This is a genomic window from Streptosporangium sp. NBC_01755 (genome assembly GCF_035917995.1).
Classification (GTDB): domain Bacteria; phylum Actinomycetota; class Actinomycetes; order Streptosporangiales; family Streptosporangiaceae; genus Streptosporangium.
Map to the genome: position 1 here is coordinate 4325389 of NZ_CP109131.1, position 14868 is coordinate 4340256.

Annotated in this window: 17 protein-coding genes; 15 read left to right on the forward strand and 2 right to left on the reverse strand. The window is 68.2% G+C overall.

Going from position 1 to position 14868, the window contains the following annotated elements:
• Nucleotides 1-33: 33 nt before the first annotated feature.
• The 3 genes from dcd (at nt 34) to OG884_RS20850 (ending at nt 2931) form a co-directional block, all read left to right on the forward strand.
• Nucleotides 34-609: a dCTP deaminase gene (gene dcd, locus OG884_RS20840; protein ID WP_326635309.1), complete on the forward strand. Its 576-nt coding sequence runs from the start codon at nt 34-36 to the stop codon at nt 607-609.
• 699 nt (nt 610-1308) lie between these two features.
• A complete protein-coding gene (locus OG884_RS20845) occupies nt 1309-1926 on the forward strand; it encodes a DUF47 domain-containing protein (RefSeq protein ID WP_030924556.1) in 618 nt (205 codons plus the stop codon).
• The gene (locus tag OG884_RS20850; protein WP_326635311.1) at nt 1927-2931 is read left to right on the forward strand and encodes an inorganic phosphate transporter; all 1005 of its coding nucleotides are present in this window, start codon (nt 1927-1929) and stop codon (nt 2929-2931) included.
• A 57-nt stretch (nt 2932-2988) separates the two neighbouring features.
• On the opposite strand, the gene mshD is transcribed toward OG884_RS20850, so the two are convergent.
• Complete coding sequence (gene mshD / locus OG884_RS20855; RefSeq protein WP_326635313.1) at nt 2989-3921, reverse strand: mycothiol synthase; 933 nt, start codon at nt 3919-3921, stop codon at nt 2989-2991.
• Between the two features lie 131 nt (nt 3922-4052).
• Here mshD and OG884_RS20860 point away from each other — a divergent pair, with 131 nt between their 5' ends.
• Nucleotides 4053-5849, forward strand: coding sequence for a bifunctional metallophosphatase/5'-nucleotidase (locus OG884_RS20860; RefSeq protein ID WP_326635315.1), 1797 nt, complete (start codon nt 4053-4055; stop codon nt 5847-5849).
• Between the two features lie 406 nt (nt 5850-6255).
• Here the strand turns inward: OG884_RS20860 and OG884_RS20865 are convergent, their stop codons facing one another.
• Nucleotides 6256-6969, reverse strand: coding sequence for a winged helix-turn-helix transcriptional regulator (locus OG884_RS20865; protein ID WP_326635317.1), 714 nt, complete (start codon nt 6967-6969; stop codon nt 6256-6258).
• A gap of 205 nt (nt 6970-7174) precedes the next feature.
• Between OG884_RS20865 and OG884_RS20870 the strand changes: the two genes are divergently transcribed.
• From OG884_RS20870 to OG884_RS20915, 11 genes are all read left to right on the forward strand, one after another.
• A complete protein-coding gene (locus OG884_RS20870) occupies nt 7175-7426 on the forward strand; it encodes a MoaD/ThiS family protein (protein ID WP_326635319.1) in 252 nt (83 codons plus the stop codon).
• Nucleotides 7427-7522: 96 nt separating this feature from the next.
• Nucleotides 7523-8203, forward strand: a complete 681-nt coding sequence (locus OG884_RS20875) for an LmeA family phospholipid-binding protein (protein WP_326635321.1) — start codon at nt 7523-7525, stop codon at nt 8201-8203.
• A 48-nt stretch (nt 8204-8251) separates the two neighbouring features.
• Nucleotides 8252-8764, forward strand: coding sequence for a sigma-70 family RNA polymerase sigma factor (locus OG884_RS20880; protein ID WP_030924537.1), 513 nt, complete (start codon nt 8252-8254; stop codon nt 8762-8764).
• Nucleotides 8761-9570, forward strand: coding sequence for an anti-sigma factor family protein (locus OG884_RS20885; protein ID WP_326635324.1), 810 nt, complete (start codon nt 8761-8763; stop codon nt 9568-9570). The genes OG884_RS20880 and OG884_RS20885 overlap by 4 nt, the downstream gene beginning before the upstream one ends.
• A 254-nt stretch (nt 9571-9824) precedes the next feature.
• The gene (locus tag OG884_RS20890) at nt 9825-10241 is read left to right on the forward strand and encodes a TlpA family protein disulfide reductase (RefSeq protein ID WP_442811495.1); all 417 of its coding nucleotides are present in this window, start codon (nt 9825-9827) and stop codon (nt 10239-10241) included.
• Between the two features lie 91 nt (nt 10242-10332).
• Nucleotides 10333-10416 (forward strand): putative leader peptide, encoded by an 84-nt coding sequence (locus OG884_RS37550; RefSeq protein ID WP_362807785.1) that lies wholly within the window; start codon nt 10333-10335, stop codon nt 10414-10416.
• A 63-nt stretch (nt 10417-10479) separates the two neighbouring features.
• Nucleotides 10480-10878 (forward strand): DUF4395 domain-containing protein, encoded by a 399-nt coding sequence (locus tag OG884_RS20895; protein ID WP_326635326.1) that lies wholly within the window; start codon nt 10480-10482, stop codon nt 10876-10878.
• 15 nt (nt 10879-10893) lie between these two features.
• Nucleotides 10894-11733 carry a sulfurtransferase gene (locus OG884_RS20900; protein ID WP_326635328.1) on the forward strand — a complete coding sequence of 280 codons (840 nt, stop codon included), beginning with the start codon at nt 10894-10896 and terminating at the stop codon, nt 11731-11733.
• Nucleotides 11733-12029 carry a DUF1416 domain-containing protein gene (locus OG884_RS20905; RefSeq protein ID WP_326635329.1) on the forward strand — a complete coding sequence of 99 codons (297 nt, stop codon included), beginning with the start codon at nt 11733-11735 and terminating at the stop codon, nt 12027-12029. The genes OG884_RS20900 and OG884_RS20905 overlap by 1 nt, the downstream gene beginning before the upstream one ends.
• 257 nt (nt 12030-12286) lie before the next feature.
• Complete coding sequence (locus OG884_RS20910) at nt 12287-12415, forward strand: hypothetical protein (RefSeq protein ID WP_326635331.1); 129 nt, start codon at nt 12287-12289, stop codon at nt 12413-12415.
• 230 nt (nt 12416-12645) lie between these two features.
• Nucleotides 12646-14598, forward strand: a complete 1953-nt coding sequence (locus tag OG884_RS20915; RefSeq protein ID WP_326635333.1) for a hypothetical protein — start codon at nt 12646-12648, stop codon at nt 14596-14598.
• Nucleotides 14599-14868 lie beyond the last annotated feature (270 nt).

Here is a 14868-nt window from a genome sequence, read left to right on the forward strand (position 1 = left end):
CGGGGAGGGTGTGGCGTTGGTAGGTTGCCTCACGTGCTGCTTTCCGATCGTGACATCGTTGCCGAGATCGAGACGGGGAGGGTGAGGATCGATCCCTTCCAGCCGGAGATGATCCAGCCGTCCAGTGTCGACGTACGCCTGGACCGCTACTTCAGGGTCTTCGAGAACCACCGGTACCCGCACATCGATCCGGCCGTCGAGCAGCCGGATCTGACGCGGACGGTCGAGCCCGAGAAGGATGAGCCGTTCATCCTGCATCCGGGGGAGTTCGTGCTGGCGAGCACGTACGAGGTCGTCACACTGCCGGATGACATCGCCTCGCGGCTGGAGGGGAAGAGCTCGCTGGGCAGGCTCGGCCTGCTGACCCACTCCACGGCCGGGTTCATCGACCCGGGCTTCAGCGGGCACGTCACGCTTGAGCTCTCCAACGTCGCGACGTTGCCGATCAAGCTCTGGCCCGGGATGAAGATCGGACAGCTCTGCATGTTCAAGCTCAGCTCGCCGGCGGAGTATCCCTACGGTTCGGCGAAGTACGGATCGCGTTACCAGGGGCAGCGGGGGCCGACGCCGAGCCGTTCGTACCTCAACTTTCACCGGACGCCGATCTGAGGTCCGGCATCTGCTCTTCAGCGGGATCAGGTCCCAGTGAAGGCGCATTTCCGGCTTGAGATGAACTAAAGATGAATTCAAGGTGAATTTTCATGCCGGATCGGGTGTCGTGGCGGGTGAACCTTCGCGTCGTCGGGGCCTTCCGAAGGAGCCGGCGGGGGCCTTCCGAAGGAGCCGGCGGGGGCCTTCCGAAGGAATCGGCGGGGACCCTCGGGGGAAGAGGGACCTTCCGGAGAAGAGGGGCATCCGGGACTCTGAGGGGACGGAAGGCTACGGGAACGGGGATGAGTGACAGTCCGCGGGTGGGGGCGAGGAGGGTTGCGGTGAGCAGTCCAAATGCGGTTCAGTGAGTGACCGTGATGTAAATCACCCTGATTTTCCGCAGGGGTCGGCCGGTTCCGGTGACCTTGGTGGAACCGGAGGGAAACCCGGTGAGAGCGGGGGGTCCGGCCGGGAGTACGGGCAACACGCGGGATGGCGTTTGAGGGTAGAGAAGTCCCATACTTGCTCTGTCTTCGACATACTGTGGCCGAAAACCAGCAAAACGGTCAGCGGAAAGATGCCCTCAAGGCTGCCTCAAGCTGTGTGTCGCCGGGTAGCGACATCGGGAAGAGTGCGTGTCTAGCGGGTGAAGTTCGCATTTCCGCTGGTAACCCGTACCCTTCTCTGCGGACCATCCCCGCACATCTGGAGAACGACGTGCGCCTCCGTCTCACACCAAGTGAGGACAGCTACTACGACTTGTTCGCAGATTCGGCGAACAACCTCGTCACAGCGTCCCGTCTGCTGGTAGAGATCATCAGCGACGGATCGGACAGGGAAGCTCTGGCCGAGAAGATGCGCGCATGTGAGCACGCCGGTGACGAGCGTACTCACGCGATCATGAATCGGCTCAACGAGAGCTTCATCACCCCCTTCGACCGCGAGGACATCTACCGTCTCGCCTCGAACCTCGACGACGTGATGGACTACATGGAGGCGGCCGCCGACCTCATCGTCCTGTACCAGATCGATCACCTTCCCAAAGAGGTGGTCCGGCAGGTCGAGGTTCTGGAACGTGCCGCGGAGCTCACCGCCGAGGCCATGCCGCGGCTGCGCTCGATGAAGAACCTCAACGAGTACTGGATCGAGATCAACCGGCTTGAGAACCAGGCCGACCAGGTCTACCGCCGCCTTCTCGCCAAGCTCTTCGGCGGGGAGTACGACGCGTTGACGGTGCTCAAGATGAAGGAGGTCATCGATCAGCTCGAGATGGCCGCCGACGCCTTCGAGCACGTGGCCAACACGATCGAGTCGATCGCGGTCAAGGAAAGCTAAGTGGATCTCACGCTCGCACTCGTCATCGGCGTGGTGGTCATAGCGTTGGTGTTCGACTACACCAATGGCTTCCATGACGCCGCGAACGCGATCGCGACCTCCGTCTCAACACGCGCTCTGACGCCGAGGGCCGCGCTGTTCATGGCAGCGGCCATGAACTTCCTGGGCGCGCACCTTGGCACACAGGTGGCCGCGACCGTCGGCAAAGGCATCATCGACGCTCCGCAGGGAAGCCACGGCCTCGTCATCGTCGGCTCGGGCCTGATCGGCGCGATCACCTGGAACCTCGTCACCTGGTACTTCGGCCTTCCCTCCTCAAGCAGTCACGCGCTGATCGGCGGCCTGGTCGGTGCCGCGCTCGCCTCGGCGAGCAACGTGCACTGGGACGGGGTGCTGGAGAAGGTCGTCATCCCGATGATCCTGTCCCCGGTGATCGGCTTCAGCCTTGCCGGGCTCATCATGATCGGTATTCTGTGGGGGTTCCGGCGCTCCCAGCCGTCGAAGACCAACCGGGGCTTCCGGCACGCGCAGACCGTCTCCGCGGCGGCGATGGCGCTGGGCCACGGTCTCCAGGACGCGCAGAAGACCATGGGCGTCATCTTCCTGGCTCTCGTGGTCGGCGGCTACCAGAATGACGGCGATCCGATCCCGCAGTGGGTCATCCTCGCCGCCGCCACGGCCATCTCGCTCGGCACGTACGCGGGAGGCTGGCGGATCATGCGGACGCTCGGCCGCCGGATCATCGCACTCGACCCCCCGCAGGGATTCGCCGCCGAGACGGCCGCGGCGACGGTGCTCTACACCGCGGCCATCGGCTTCGGTGCCCCCATCTCGACCACCCACACGATCACCAGCGCGATCATGGGCGTCGGCGCCACCAAGCGCCTGTCGGCCGTGCGCTGGGGGGTCGCGGGCAACATCGTGACCGCCTGGATTCTCACCATCCCGGCAGCCGCGCTCGTCGCCGCGCTGTCCTACTTCGCGCTCCACTGGATGATCGAGTAGTCCTGCCGCCGAGGGCGGGCCAGGTCCCTCGGGGGAACCTGGCCCGCCTGAGGACCGTCAGGTGCTGTTTTTCCGGTACATCACGTCGATGTCCCACCGGGTGAAGCCCAGCCCCTTGTACAGGCGGATCGCCGCGGAGTTGCTCTCGTCGACGTACAGCATCACGTGGGTCAGGTTCCGTGACCGCAGGTGGGCCAGGCCCGCCAGGGTCAGTGACCTGCCCAGGCCGCCGCCCTGCTCGGCGGGGTCGACGCCGACGACGTAGACCTCGCCGATCGGGTCGTGCGTGTGGTCGCCGTCGCCGTGCACCTTGGTCCAGTGGAAACCCACCAGCCGGTCACCGCCCCCGGGGCCGCCGGGCCGTACGGCGAGGAAGAATCCGGCCGGATCGAACCAGGGTTCCCGCTCGCGCAGCTTGAGGTCGTCAAGCGTCCACGCCCCCTGCTCGGGGTGGTGGGCGAAGGCCTTGGCGTTGAGGGCGAGCCAAGCCTCCTGGTCTGAGGTGCCGGGTTCGAACGTGCGTAGCCGCACGCCCTCGGGGAGGTCGAAATCACCGATGTCGACGGACAGGGAGCGGCGCATCTGCCACAGTGACCTGGCCCTTTCGAACCCCTCCGACAGGGCGAGGGCATCGGCCGCAGGGTGTCCGCCATGCGCCCACAGACGCAGCCGCCCGCCGGCGTGGTCGAGCACGGCCCGCAGCAGCCGCCTTCCGTATCCCCGCCCGCGAAAGGCGGGGTGGACGACCAGCTCTCCGCTGGGCCCCTCGACGGGGTCTGTCGGGTCCAGGTGGGCGTAGCCCGCCAGGTCGTCCCCGGCGTACAGGAGTACGGCTCTCGCCCGCTCGTCGCCGCCGTAGCGCAGGTGCAGCATGACATGTTCGTTGACCGGCCGGACCCCGTCGGCCTTCGTGGCCGCATCCACCACCCTGAGGACCTCGGACACCTCTTGTTCGCCGAGCAGTCCCCGGTGTTCAACACGCGCTTTCATGCTGTGGACTCTAGGCGGGTATGTATCTCGTGGGGGCACCGGGTACTGGCAAAAGCCGCCATTTACCGGCCTGGTGAATCGTTATCTCTCGGACATTCCCTGCACAGATAGTCCCTTTAGTGTCGTGGACCATGATGTCTCGTTCCTTCCTGCGGCTGGCCATGGCGTGCGTGCTCGCCGGTGCCGGTGTCGCGCTCGCCATGGGGCCTGCCGAAGCGGTCAACAAGCCTGCCAAGACGGTGCCGGTCCGCCTGCTCTCCCTCAACGACTTCCACGGCAACCTCGAACCGCCGACCGGTTCGTCCGGACGCATGGTGGACGAGACCGGCGCCACCGTCGAAGCGGGCGGTGCCGTGTACGTCGCCACCCACCTCAAGCAGTTGTCCGACAAGAACACGCTGAAGGTCGCCCAGGGCGACCTGATCGGCGCGACCCCCCTGATCTCCGCGGCCTACCACGACGAGCCGTCCGTGGAGTTTCTCGGCAAGGTCGGCGTCACCGCCTCCGCCGTGGGCAACCACGAGTTCGACGAGGGATACGCCGAGCTCAGGCGGATCATGAACGGCGGCTGTCACCCGGTGGACGGCTGCTCGCCCGCGGGGAGGTGGAAGGGCGCGAACTACAGCTACCTCGGCGCGAACGTTCTCTTCAAGCGGCCCGCGCAGGGCGCGGAGAGGCAGGCGCTGGACGCCCTGGGCGGGACGAACACCGCCTCGCTGCGCGCCCTGCTCAAGGACTACGGCATCCCGGCCCTGCCCCCGGTCGCGATCCGCTGGATGAACGGCGTGCCGGTCGGCTTCATCGGCCTGGTCACCGGGAGCACCCCGAGCATCGTCACCTCCGAGGGCATCAAGGACCTTGAGTTCATCGACGAGGTGAAGGCCGCGAACGTCGCGTCCAGGCTTCTCAAGCTCGTTGGGGTCAAGGCCCAGGTCGTGCTCGTCCACGAGGGCGACCAGGTCACCGCGGGCCAGTCGCCCGACAGCTGCAGCGCCCGGCCGGGTACGGGCAACCGGATCGCCACGCAGGTCGACGCCGAGATCGACATGATCCTCAGCGGCCACTCCCACCAGGCCTACCTCTGCACGGTGGTCGACCCCAAGGGCGCCGGCCGCCTCTACAGCCAGGGTGGCTCCTTCGGCCGCGTCATCACCAAGGTCGACTTCCAGGTGGACGTCAGGACCCGCGACGTCGTGCGCTCCTCGGTCGTGGCCGACAACCAGGTCGTGACCAGGACCGTCACCCCCGACCCGGAGATCAGCACGTTCGTCCAGACCTGGAAGGACCGTGTCGCGCCGGTGGCCAACAGGCCGATCGGCAGGATCACCGCGGACATCACCAACGCCGCGTCCGCGTCCGGCGAGTCCTCCCTGGGCAACCTCATCGCCGACGGCCAGCTCGCCGCGACCAGGACCGGTGGCAACGCCCAGATAGCCCTGATGAACCCGGGCGGCGTGCGGGCCGGCCTCACCTACGCGGGCTCGGCCGCCGGTGAGGGCGACGGGGTGGTGACGTACGGCGAGGCGTTCACGGTCCAGCCGTTCAACAACCTCATGCAGGTGGTCACGCTCACCGGTGCGCAGCTCAAGACCGTTCTGGAGCAGCAGTTCACCGGTGGTCCCAACGCCCAGGCGTTCACCAAGATCCTGCAGCCCTCGTCGAACTTCACCTACACCTACAGTGCGAGCGCGGCGTGGGGTTCGAAGGTCTCCGCCATGAAGATCGACGGGGTCGACGTGACGGACACCCAGACGATCAGGGTCGCGGCCAACAACTTCCTCGTCGGCGGCGGTGACGCGTTCCTCGCCTTCACCGGCGGCACCGACCTGTGGAGCGGCCCGCTCGACATCGACGCCTTCGCCGCCCACTTCGCGGCGAACCCGTTGATCACTCCCCCGGTTCCCAACCACATCACGGTCGCTCCGTAACAGGGGCGAAAGGCGCGGCGCGCGCGTCAGACCTGCCGGACACCTCCGGTGGGTCCGGCGGGTGCGGGTGCTTGAGCAACTGTCCCCGCTGCCGGCCGCACATCGGGGACCCGTGCGGCCGTACGTCGGGGACCCGTGCGGCCGTACGTCGGGGACCCGTGCCCACGGGGCGCCGGAGGCATGTGTACGACCGAGGGTGCGCGAGTTCGCCGGGCACTTCGCGACCGGCACGAGGCCGGGCGGCAGAAGGGAGCATGTGTACGACCGAGGGCGCGCGAGTTCGCCGGGTGGCGGCCGACCTGGTGCCTCAGATGAAGGCCAGTGCCGATCGCGGTGGGACAGGCCGCCAGGCGTGCCTGTTCTCCGGCCTCGCGCGGTGACCGTCGCGGGGCGGGAACCGCTCTCCCTAGTGGCGGGCCGGCTCGCGCTCCTCGACGGCCTCGTTGCCGCGCTCGGGGACGAACCGGTAGCCGACGTTGCGGACCGTTCCGATCAGCGCCTCGTACTCGGCGCCGAGCTTGGCGCGGAGCCGCCGGACGTGGACGTCCACGGTGCGGGTGCCACCGAAGTAGTCGTACCCCCAGACCTCTTGGAGGAGCTGGGCGCGGGTGAAGACCCTGCCGGGGTGCTGCGCCAGGTACTTCAGGAGCTCGAACTCCTTGAAGGTCAGATCCAGCGCGCGGCCGCGGAGCCGGGCGGTGTAGGTGGCCTCGTCGATCGACAGGTCACCGTTGCGGATCTCGTCCGGCACCTCCTCGGCGGCGGCCAGGTTGAGCCTGCCCACGGCCATCCTGAGCCGGGCCTCGACCTCGGCGGGACCGGCGCTGTCGAGGATGACGTCGTCGGTACCCCACTCCGCGGTCAGCCCGGCGAGACCGCCCTCGGTGACGATCACTACCAGAGGGCAGGAAACGCCCGTGGTGCGGAGCAGCCGGCACAGGCTTTTGGCCTGGACGAGCTCGCGGCGCGCGTCCACCAGGATCGCGTCGGCGGGCGGGGCGTCGAGCAGAGCGGACGCCTCCGCGGGCACAACACGTACCGAGTGCAGTAGCAGCCCCAGCGCCGGAAGCACCTCAGTAGAGGGCTCAAGGGCGTTGGTGAGCAGTAGGAGATTGCTCACAATGCCTCCTTCCCGCGTCATGTCGGCGATAGCCGTACAAACACGTAAGGACCCGGGGGCTACGTTGCCCAGGTCCCGTAATACGTGAGGATAACCCACGAGGATGAGGCGTCCAGCGAACGTCCACCTGCTGAACACCCGTTCTCCGGTGAATTCGCCGTAATGGTGTGGTAACCCTTTGTATGTTCAAGGAGTTGATGCACAGGTGGCGACGGGCACTGTCAGATATTGGGCCGCGGCCAAAGACGCGGCGGGAATCGCGGAGGAGTCTTTCGAGGCCGAGACTCTTGCCGAGTTGATGACGAAAATCACATCGAGCCGTGAGGAGCTGGCCCGCGTGGTGAGGCGGTCGTCGTTCCTGGTGAACGGGGATCCGGTGGGCCGGCGGGCGCACGAGACGATAGTCCTGCCCGAGGGGGCGACGGTGGAGGTGCTCCCGCCCTTCGCGGGTGGTTGATCGGGCGCTACCGCCGACGCCGCGTTTCGGACAGGATCGCCAGGGGAGGTCATGCGGATGGGCCTCCCTCGTGCCGGAGGATGAACAGGGAGTCGGATGCGCAAGCTGATCGCTTTTCTGGTCCTGCTTCTCGTTCTCGTCGCGATCCTGGACAGGGTCGCCGTCACCGGAGTCCAGCGCGAGATCGCCACGCAGGCGACGGCCAAGTACGACCTGGAGTCCCCACCCGAGGTCACCATCGAGGGCATCCCCTTCCTGACCCAGGCGATCGCCGGGCGCTACGAGGAGGTCAAGGTCGCCGCGGGCGAGATGACCGTCTCGGGTGTCGCGCTGTCGAGCGTCGACTTCACCCTGTACGGTGTCACCGCGCCGCTCGCGGACCTGGTGCTCCGCCCACAGCAGGTCGACATGCGCGCCGAGCGCGTGGTGGGGACGGTGGTCGTCCCGGTGGAGACGCTCAGCCGGCGGGCGCCCCGCGGGATCAAGGTCGATGTCGCGGGCGACGCGCTCAACGTCAGCGGGGAGATCACCGTGCTGGGACAGAAGGTGCCGGTGAAGGCGGCGCTCAAGGTCGAGATCGTCGAGGGCGGCCTGAGGCTCGCCCCCGAGAAGGTGACCCTGGGCGGCGGCGTCCCCGTGCCCGATCCCGAGCGGTTCATCAACTTCCAGATCCCGATCGGGAAGCTGCCGTACGACATCAAGCTGACCGACATCAAGGTCGTGCCCGAAGGTCTGCGCATCTCGGGTGAGGCGTCCGACGTGCCTCTGAGAGGCTGAACGTGCCCCGTGTCTGAACCGGATCGTCCCGCCGTACGTCGTGGGGATGTGAGTCAAGCCGGAACCGCCGACGAGCAGCTTGTCAGAGCGCTCTTCGACGAGCACGGCGGGCCACTCTACGGTTACGCGCTGCGGCTGACGGGCGACTCGGGGAGAGCGGAGGACGTCGTGCAGGAGACGCTGTTGCGAGCCTGGCGCCATCCGAACGCGTTCGCCGGCCGTTCCATCCGGGCGTGGCTGTTCACGGTGGCCCGCAACCTCGTCGTCGACCAGCACCGGGCACGTAAGGCGCGCCCGCCGGAGACGGGCGACGAGGCGCTCGCCGTGGTGCCCGCCGATGACGAGCTGGAGCGGGCGGTGGAGTCGTGGGCGGTCGCCGAGGCGCTGGCCGCGCTGCGGCCCGAGCACCGCGAGGTGCTGGCCGAGGTCTACTACCAGGGGAAATCCGTCGCCGAGGCGGCCGCGTCGCTCGGCATCCCCGCCGGAACGGTTAAGTCGCGCACGTATTACGCGCTTCGGGCGCTCAAGCTGGCGCTGGAGGAGCGGGGGCTCGCGCCATGATGACCTGTGACGAGGTACGGATGTCGCTCGGGGTCTACCTGCTCGGAGCCCTGGAGCCGGACGAGCGCGTGCTCGTCGAGGCCCATCTCGCCGAGTGCGCGGAGTGCGCGGCGGAGCTCGCCGAGCTGAGCGGGGTGGCGACGTTCCTGGGCAGAGTGTCCGAGGCTGACGTGGCGCAGGTGGCGAGCCCGCCCACGGTGGTGCTCGACCGGCTGCTCAGCGCCAAGGTCAAGCGGCGTCGCACGACCCGGCTGATGCTCGCCCTGGCGGCCTCGGTCCTGGTGGTCGGGCTGGGCGGCGGGACCCTGTGGGCCGTCACCCGGTCCCCGGAGAACGTCGTGTCGGCCGCCGCGCCGGAGTCGTCGGCCGCCGACCTGAGCACTCAGGTACAGGAGGCTCCGGGACAGGCCGGGTCCCTCCCCGCCTCGCCCGTGCCCGACGCCAGGGCCAAGGCCGCTCCCTCCTCGGCGCCCAGCGTCGACCCGCAGATCATGATCGCCCCGAGCGACCTGCGGGTCACGGGGAAGAAGGGCACGATCCGCGCGGTGGTGACCGCGTCCGCCGGACAGGGGGCGACCACGGTCAAGGTCGTGCTCACCGGCGTGGCCAAGGGCACGCGCTGCCGGTTGGATGTGATCGGGTACGGCGGCGTCAGGGAGACGGCGGGCAACTGGACCGTCAACAGGGCCGCCTATGACGAGTCGGGCGCCTTCACCGGTACCACGACGATCCCGCCGGAGCACATCACGTCGTTCGAGATCGCCACCGCCGAGGGGCGGGTGCTGCTCACGGTCGCCGTCCCCTGAGCCTGTCCGGCGCCGCCGGGGCACGCGGGCACACAAGGCATGCGGGGCACGCGAGGCACGCGAGGGCGTTCCGGGCGAGAGGCGTTCCTGGCAGGCGCCTTCCCGGCAGGGACCGGGTGCCTTCCCGGCAGGGACCGGGTGCCTTCCCGGCAGGGACGTTCCGGGTAGGGGACGTTCCCGCAGTGCGCGGAAACGGAGCCGGGTGGGTGAGCGGTGCGGGAATGGCTCGGAGCGCCCGCCTGTTGTCGTGTTCCGTGACCGGATTGACGGTGGTGGTCGTCACCCTCGCCCTCGCCACGCTCGCGGGTGTGGTGATGCGGCGGCGGAACGGCGTGGCGCGAGAGGTGAGGGGCGAGGTGGAGCGGCTCACGTCCGGCGACATCCACGCGGAACTGGGGGAGCGGGCCACGCTGGTGCAGTTCTCCAGCTCCTTCTGCCAGCCGTGCCGGGCGACCCGGCGGATCCTCGGCGAGGTGGCGGGGATGGTGCCCGGCGTCGCGCACGTGGAGATCGACGCGGAGTCCCGCCTCGATCTGGTCCGGTCGCTGAACATCCTGCGCACCCCCACCGTCCTCGTCCTCGACGCGTCGGGGCGGGTCGTGCGGCGAGCCTCCGGCCAGCCCAGAAAGGCCGATGTCATCGGCGCCCTCGGTCTGGCGGTCGGCGAGTGAGCGGGGCAGCTTATCGCCCCTTAAGCGATCATGTCTCAGAAATTGGACAGGGATGTGACAGATGGCGGGACGCCGGGGTAATGTCGTGGACATGAACCCCACGACGGAGCTGCTCACAAAGCGGCGCGCGGTTGATTTCTGCCGCGTGACCACCGCGCTCTGTCGCGTTTCCTAAAGGGCGATCTCAAGCGGCCGTCGAGCCGCACCGATCTGCACAACCCTTCAGGAGCATCACGCGATGCAAGCTGATTCCCGAGCCCTACGCTTCACCGCGGCCGTCACGACAGTCGTGCTCGCGCTCGTCCTCATGACGGGCAGCGCGTGGTTGCTGGCCGTACAGGCCGCGGCGTTCGCACTGGGCATTCTCGGCCTCTCGCCGTACGGAATGGTTTTCAAAGGGATAGTGAAGAGCCCTCCGAAGGCGTTGGAGGACGCCGGCCCGCCGCGCTTCGCGCAGGGAGTCGGACTCGCCTTCGCGTCGGTGGGCTTGGTCGGATACGTCGCACAGATCACGCCGCTGGCCCTCGGGGCCACCGCGGCGGCACTTTTCGCCGCATTTCTCAACGCCGCTTTCGGCTTCTGTCTCGGCTGCGAGATGTTTTTGATCATTCGCCGCCTACTACCCGCCGCACGATGATCCTGGAGGATCAAAATGAGCCGCTCCGCCGTCCTGGTCGATGCTGACTGGGTCGAGGCCAACCTCGATACCCCCGGTGTCGTTCTCGTTGAAGTGGACGAGGACGCCAGCGCATATGACAAGGGCCACATCCGTGGCGCCGTGAAGGTCGACTGGAAGAAGGACCTTCAGGACCCGGTCCGCCGTGACTTCGTCGACCGGGAGGGCTTCGAGGCGCTGCTGTCCGCCCGAGGCATCGCAGGCGACGACACCGTGGTCCTCTACGGTGGCAACAACAACTGGTTCGCCGCCTACGCGTACTGGTACTTCAAGCTGTACGGCCACGAGAACATCAGGCTTCTCGACGGTGGCCGTAAGAAGTGGGAGCTTGAGTCCCGCGAGCTGGTCAAGGACGTTCCCGACCGCCCCGCCACGGACTACAAGGCCAAGGAGCAGGACCGGTCCCTGCGCGCCTCCCGCGACGAGGTCGTCGCCGCGATCGGCAAGCTCAGCCTGGTCGACGTGCGCTCGCCCGACGAGTTCACCGGCAAGCTGCTCGCCCCCGCGCACCTTCCGCAGGAGCAGGCGCAGCGTGTCGGCCACGTGCCCACCGCCCGCAACATCCCGTGGTCCAAGGCTGCCAACGACGACGGCACCTTCAAGTCCGACGAGGAGCTCAAGGCCCTCTACGAGGGCGCGGGTGTCGACTTCAGCAAGGACATCATCGCCTACTGCCGCATCGGGGAGCGCTCGGCCCACACGTGGTTCGTGCTGCACGAGCTCCTCGACCAGGCAGGTGTCAAGAACTACGACGGTTCATGGGTTGAGTACGGCTCGCTGGTTGGCGTGCCGATCGAACTGGGAGAGGCCCGATAATGACTCAGGGATGCGCTGCTCCAGAACAGACGATTGCCCTTCCGGCCGGGATCGATCTTGCGAACCAGGCCGTCATCCAGGGTGTGGTCACGGGCACGGGCACGGCCTACGCCCGCCTGCTCGACCACACCGGTGAGTTCACCGGTGAGGTCGTGGTGTCCGAGGAGGGCATCTTCCGCTTCTTCGCCGCCCCCGGTGACTGGACCGTCCGCATCATCGCGGGCGGCGGCGTCACCAAGGACATCCCGGCTCAGGCGCGCCTGGGTGAGGTCACCCAGCTCGCCGTGGCCGTCTGACCTTTCGGTCCGACGCACGCCGAACCAGTAAAGCAAAAGGACCGGCACTCCCTCGAAGGGAGTGCCGGTCCTTTTTGTCACGCCGGAGCGGCATCACCGCCGGGCGCTTTCGAGCACGTCGGTGAGCGAGCCCCGCTCTACCGGCGGATGCTCGGGCCCTCCGGCAGCGCCCGCTTCTGCGCGCGGCTACGCGAGACGCTGGTCGCGGAACTGCGTGGTCCCTTCGCGGCGGGCTCCCGGCCCCCGGGCATGACGAGGTGCCACCGGAGATCCATGCCCATCACGTGGCGGGCACGCTGGTCGGGCTCTTCACGTACTGGCTGGGAGAGCAGCCGCCCCGCCCGGCCGAGGAGATCGCGGCGATGGCGTGGAACCTGATCCGCTGATTCGGAGATGGGACGCCGTCGTCCGGGTGGACCCTCGGAGGGGGAGTCACGGGAGACGCACGGGAGACGGTGGTGATCGGTGATGTCCATCCCACCCGACTCATCAATCCCTTAAGTGATGGTAAAACCGGGGAAAATGCAGCGGATTGCTGGGAACGCTGCCCGAATATGATGTCGAACTCTTACGCTGTCTCCGAGGCTTCCGATGAGCCCGACGGCGGAGGGGTTCCGTGGCGGACGTGCATCCCGAGCATGCGCAACTCCAGGCGGACCGGATCTACCTGGGCTGGCAGTATGCGCTGTTGCACCCGGATCCAGGTCCGGCTCCCAAGCGACCCTCGCCGGTGGAGGCTCCCGAGGAACCTGTCGACCCCGAGTGGGTGCGCAGGGAACGCCTCAACGAAGACCTCCTGAACCGGCCGGTCAAGATCGTCCGTGCGTTCATGACCGCACTCGCCACGCTGATCCTCGTTCTCGGCGTCACCGAGATGCTGAGCTGGTCGTTCGCCGTCGTCGGGGTGATCGCCGCCGGCGGCATCGCGGCGTTCTGCAGCTACGCCGTCCACCAGGGCGACCGGGCGGTCCGCCACCGCATCAAGGCGAGGGAGGTGGCCGGTGACCGGCTACGGGAGGAACGGGACAGGGAGCTCTTCGCCGCCCAGGAGGAGCATGCCGCCCGCTACCGGGAGTGGGCGGAGAAGAAGGAGCGTCACGACCGTCAGCTGACCTGGTACGCGGTGGCCGTGCCCGACGAGATCGACCGGATCGACGTGGCCGGAGGCACGCTGCCCGGCTGGTCGGCGCTGATCACCCTGCTGGGCGCGACCCGCCTCTACAGCGGTGGCCACCTGACCGTGCTCGACCTGTCCGAGGGCGCGATCGCCAAGGACCTGATCGAGCTGGCGCGCAGGGGCGGTGACGACCCGCTGGTCTGGGTGCTGCCGGTGGACCTTCCCCGGCTCGACCTGGGCGCCACGCTGACCCCCGAGGCGTTCGCCGACGTCCTCGCCCACGTCGTGAGCGTCAGCGAGGAGCACCGCACGACCAGGGACCTGTCGTTCGACAACGCCATCCTGGAGCGGGTGCTGGAAGTCCTCGGCGAAAGTGCCACGATCAACCAGGTCACCGCCGCGCTGCGCGCCCTGGCCCAGGTCGGCGACCCCCGGGAGGACCTGCGGTTCGGCCTGATCACCGCCACCCAGCTGGAGCGGATCGGCACGCTCTTCGGCCGTGGCGTCAGCGACCGCGTGGTGATCGAGCGGGCCTGGGCGCTGGAGTCGCAGCTGCGCAAGCTGGAGACCCTCGGCTCGGAGGCGGTGCGCCTGCCGCCCGCGCGCCTGCGCGTCGTGTCGATGGACCGTCAGGCGGGCGTGTTCGGCAACCGTGTCCTCGGCACGTACGTGGCCACCGCGCTCACCCACATCCTGCGCCAGTCGCCCGCCTCCGAGCGGCCGTGGTACCACACGATCATCGTCGCGGGCGCAGACAAGCTCCGCGGTGACGTCCTGGACCGGCTCATGGACGCCTGCGAGACCTCCAGGACCGGACTGGTGCTCACCTACCGCTCGCTGACCCCGACGGTGCGGGAGCGGCTCGGGCGTGGGCACGCGGCGGTCACGTTCATGCGGCTCGGCAACGCCGAGGACGCCCGGATCGCCAGCGAGCACGTCGGCACCGAGCACCGCCTGGAGCTCGCCCAGCTCACCGAGACGATTAGTGCCGCCGGGGCCGGTATGGACGGCGGCTACATCTCCACGGTCGGCCAGGCGGAGGAGGGCGACGACGAGCGCGACGTGAGCCGCGCCGACCTCAAGGAGGACATCACCTCCTCCACCGAGTGGGGCCGTCGCGCGACCAAGGCGATGGGGGAGACGGAGCGGGTGTTGCACCGGTCCCGGGAGTTCCTCGTGGAGCCTCACCAGCTCCAGCAGCTTCCCACCACCTCGGTGATCGTCACCGATGCCACCGTCCAGGGGCGCAGGGTCCGTCTCGCCGATGCCAACCCGGCCATACTGACCTTCCCCAAGACGACGCTGGGCGAGTTCGACGAGATCAAGGAAGCCGCGCTGGAGCGCGTACAGGAGAAGAAGGAGGAGGAGCCGCGCGAGCCGAGCCCGTTCGAGGACGCGCCGCCCAACCTCGGCCCGCCCCCGGCCAGGCTCGACTGGCGCCGCCGCCAATGAGGCCCCGGCCCGCGCCGCCGACGAGTCGGCGGGCGGGGATTCGGGCGGTGGGGATCCGGGTAGCGATGATCCCGTCGGTGACGGTATCGCCGGGCATGCCAACGGGGCGTCCGTATGTCGTAATGGGATGGTCAATGTGGGGGTGCGAGCCCCGAGTCAGGTTCGACCGTGGTTACGGGGGTGACCTACCCCCGATTACGCGTCGGCCGGTATGGCGGAGTGATCCGTGAAGCGTCAACCCTCCGGCCTGGAGCCGGGTCCCCCGGGTGG

What these genes read in the sequence shown, in the direction of transcription:
- mshD (WP_326635313.1), bottom strand. Translation starts at nt 3,921, where the DNA reads ATGAAAGCGCGTGTTGAACACCGGGGACTGCTCGGCGAACAAGAGGTG.
- OG884_RS20860 (WP_326635315.1), top strand. Translation starts at nt 4,053, where the DNA reads ATGATGTCTCGTTCCTTCCTGCGGCTGGCCATGGCGTGCGTGCTCGCC.
- OG884_RS20875 (WP_326635321.1), top strand. Translation starts at nt 7,523, where the DNA reads ATGCGCAAGCTGATCGCTTTTCTGGTCCTGCTTCTCGTTCTCGTCGCG.
- OG884_RS20885 (WP_326635324.1), top strand. Translation starts at nt 8,761, where the DNA reads ATGATGACCTGTGACGAGGTACGGATGTCGCTCGGGGTCTACCTGCTC.
- OG884_RS37550 (WP_362807785.1), top strand. Translation starts at nt 10,333, where the DNA reads ATGAACCCCACGACGGAGCTGCTCACAAAGCGGCGCGCGGTTGATTTC.
- OG884_RS20895 (WP_326635326.1), top strand. Translation starts at nt 10,480, where the DNA reads ATGCAAGCTGATTCCCGAGCCCTACGCTTCACCGCGGCCGTCACGACA.
- OG884_RS20900 (WP_326635328.1), top strand. Translation starts at nt 10,894, where the DNA reads ATGAGCCGCTCCGCCGTCCTGGTCGATGCTGACTGGGTCGAGGCCAAC.
- OG884_RS20905 (WP_326635329.1), top strand. Translation starts at nt 11,733, where the DNA reads ATGACTCAGGGATGCGCTGCTCCAGAACAGACGATTGCCCTTCCGGCC.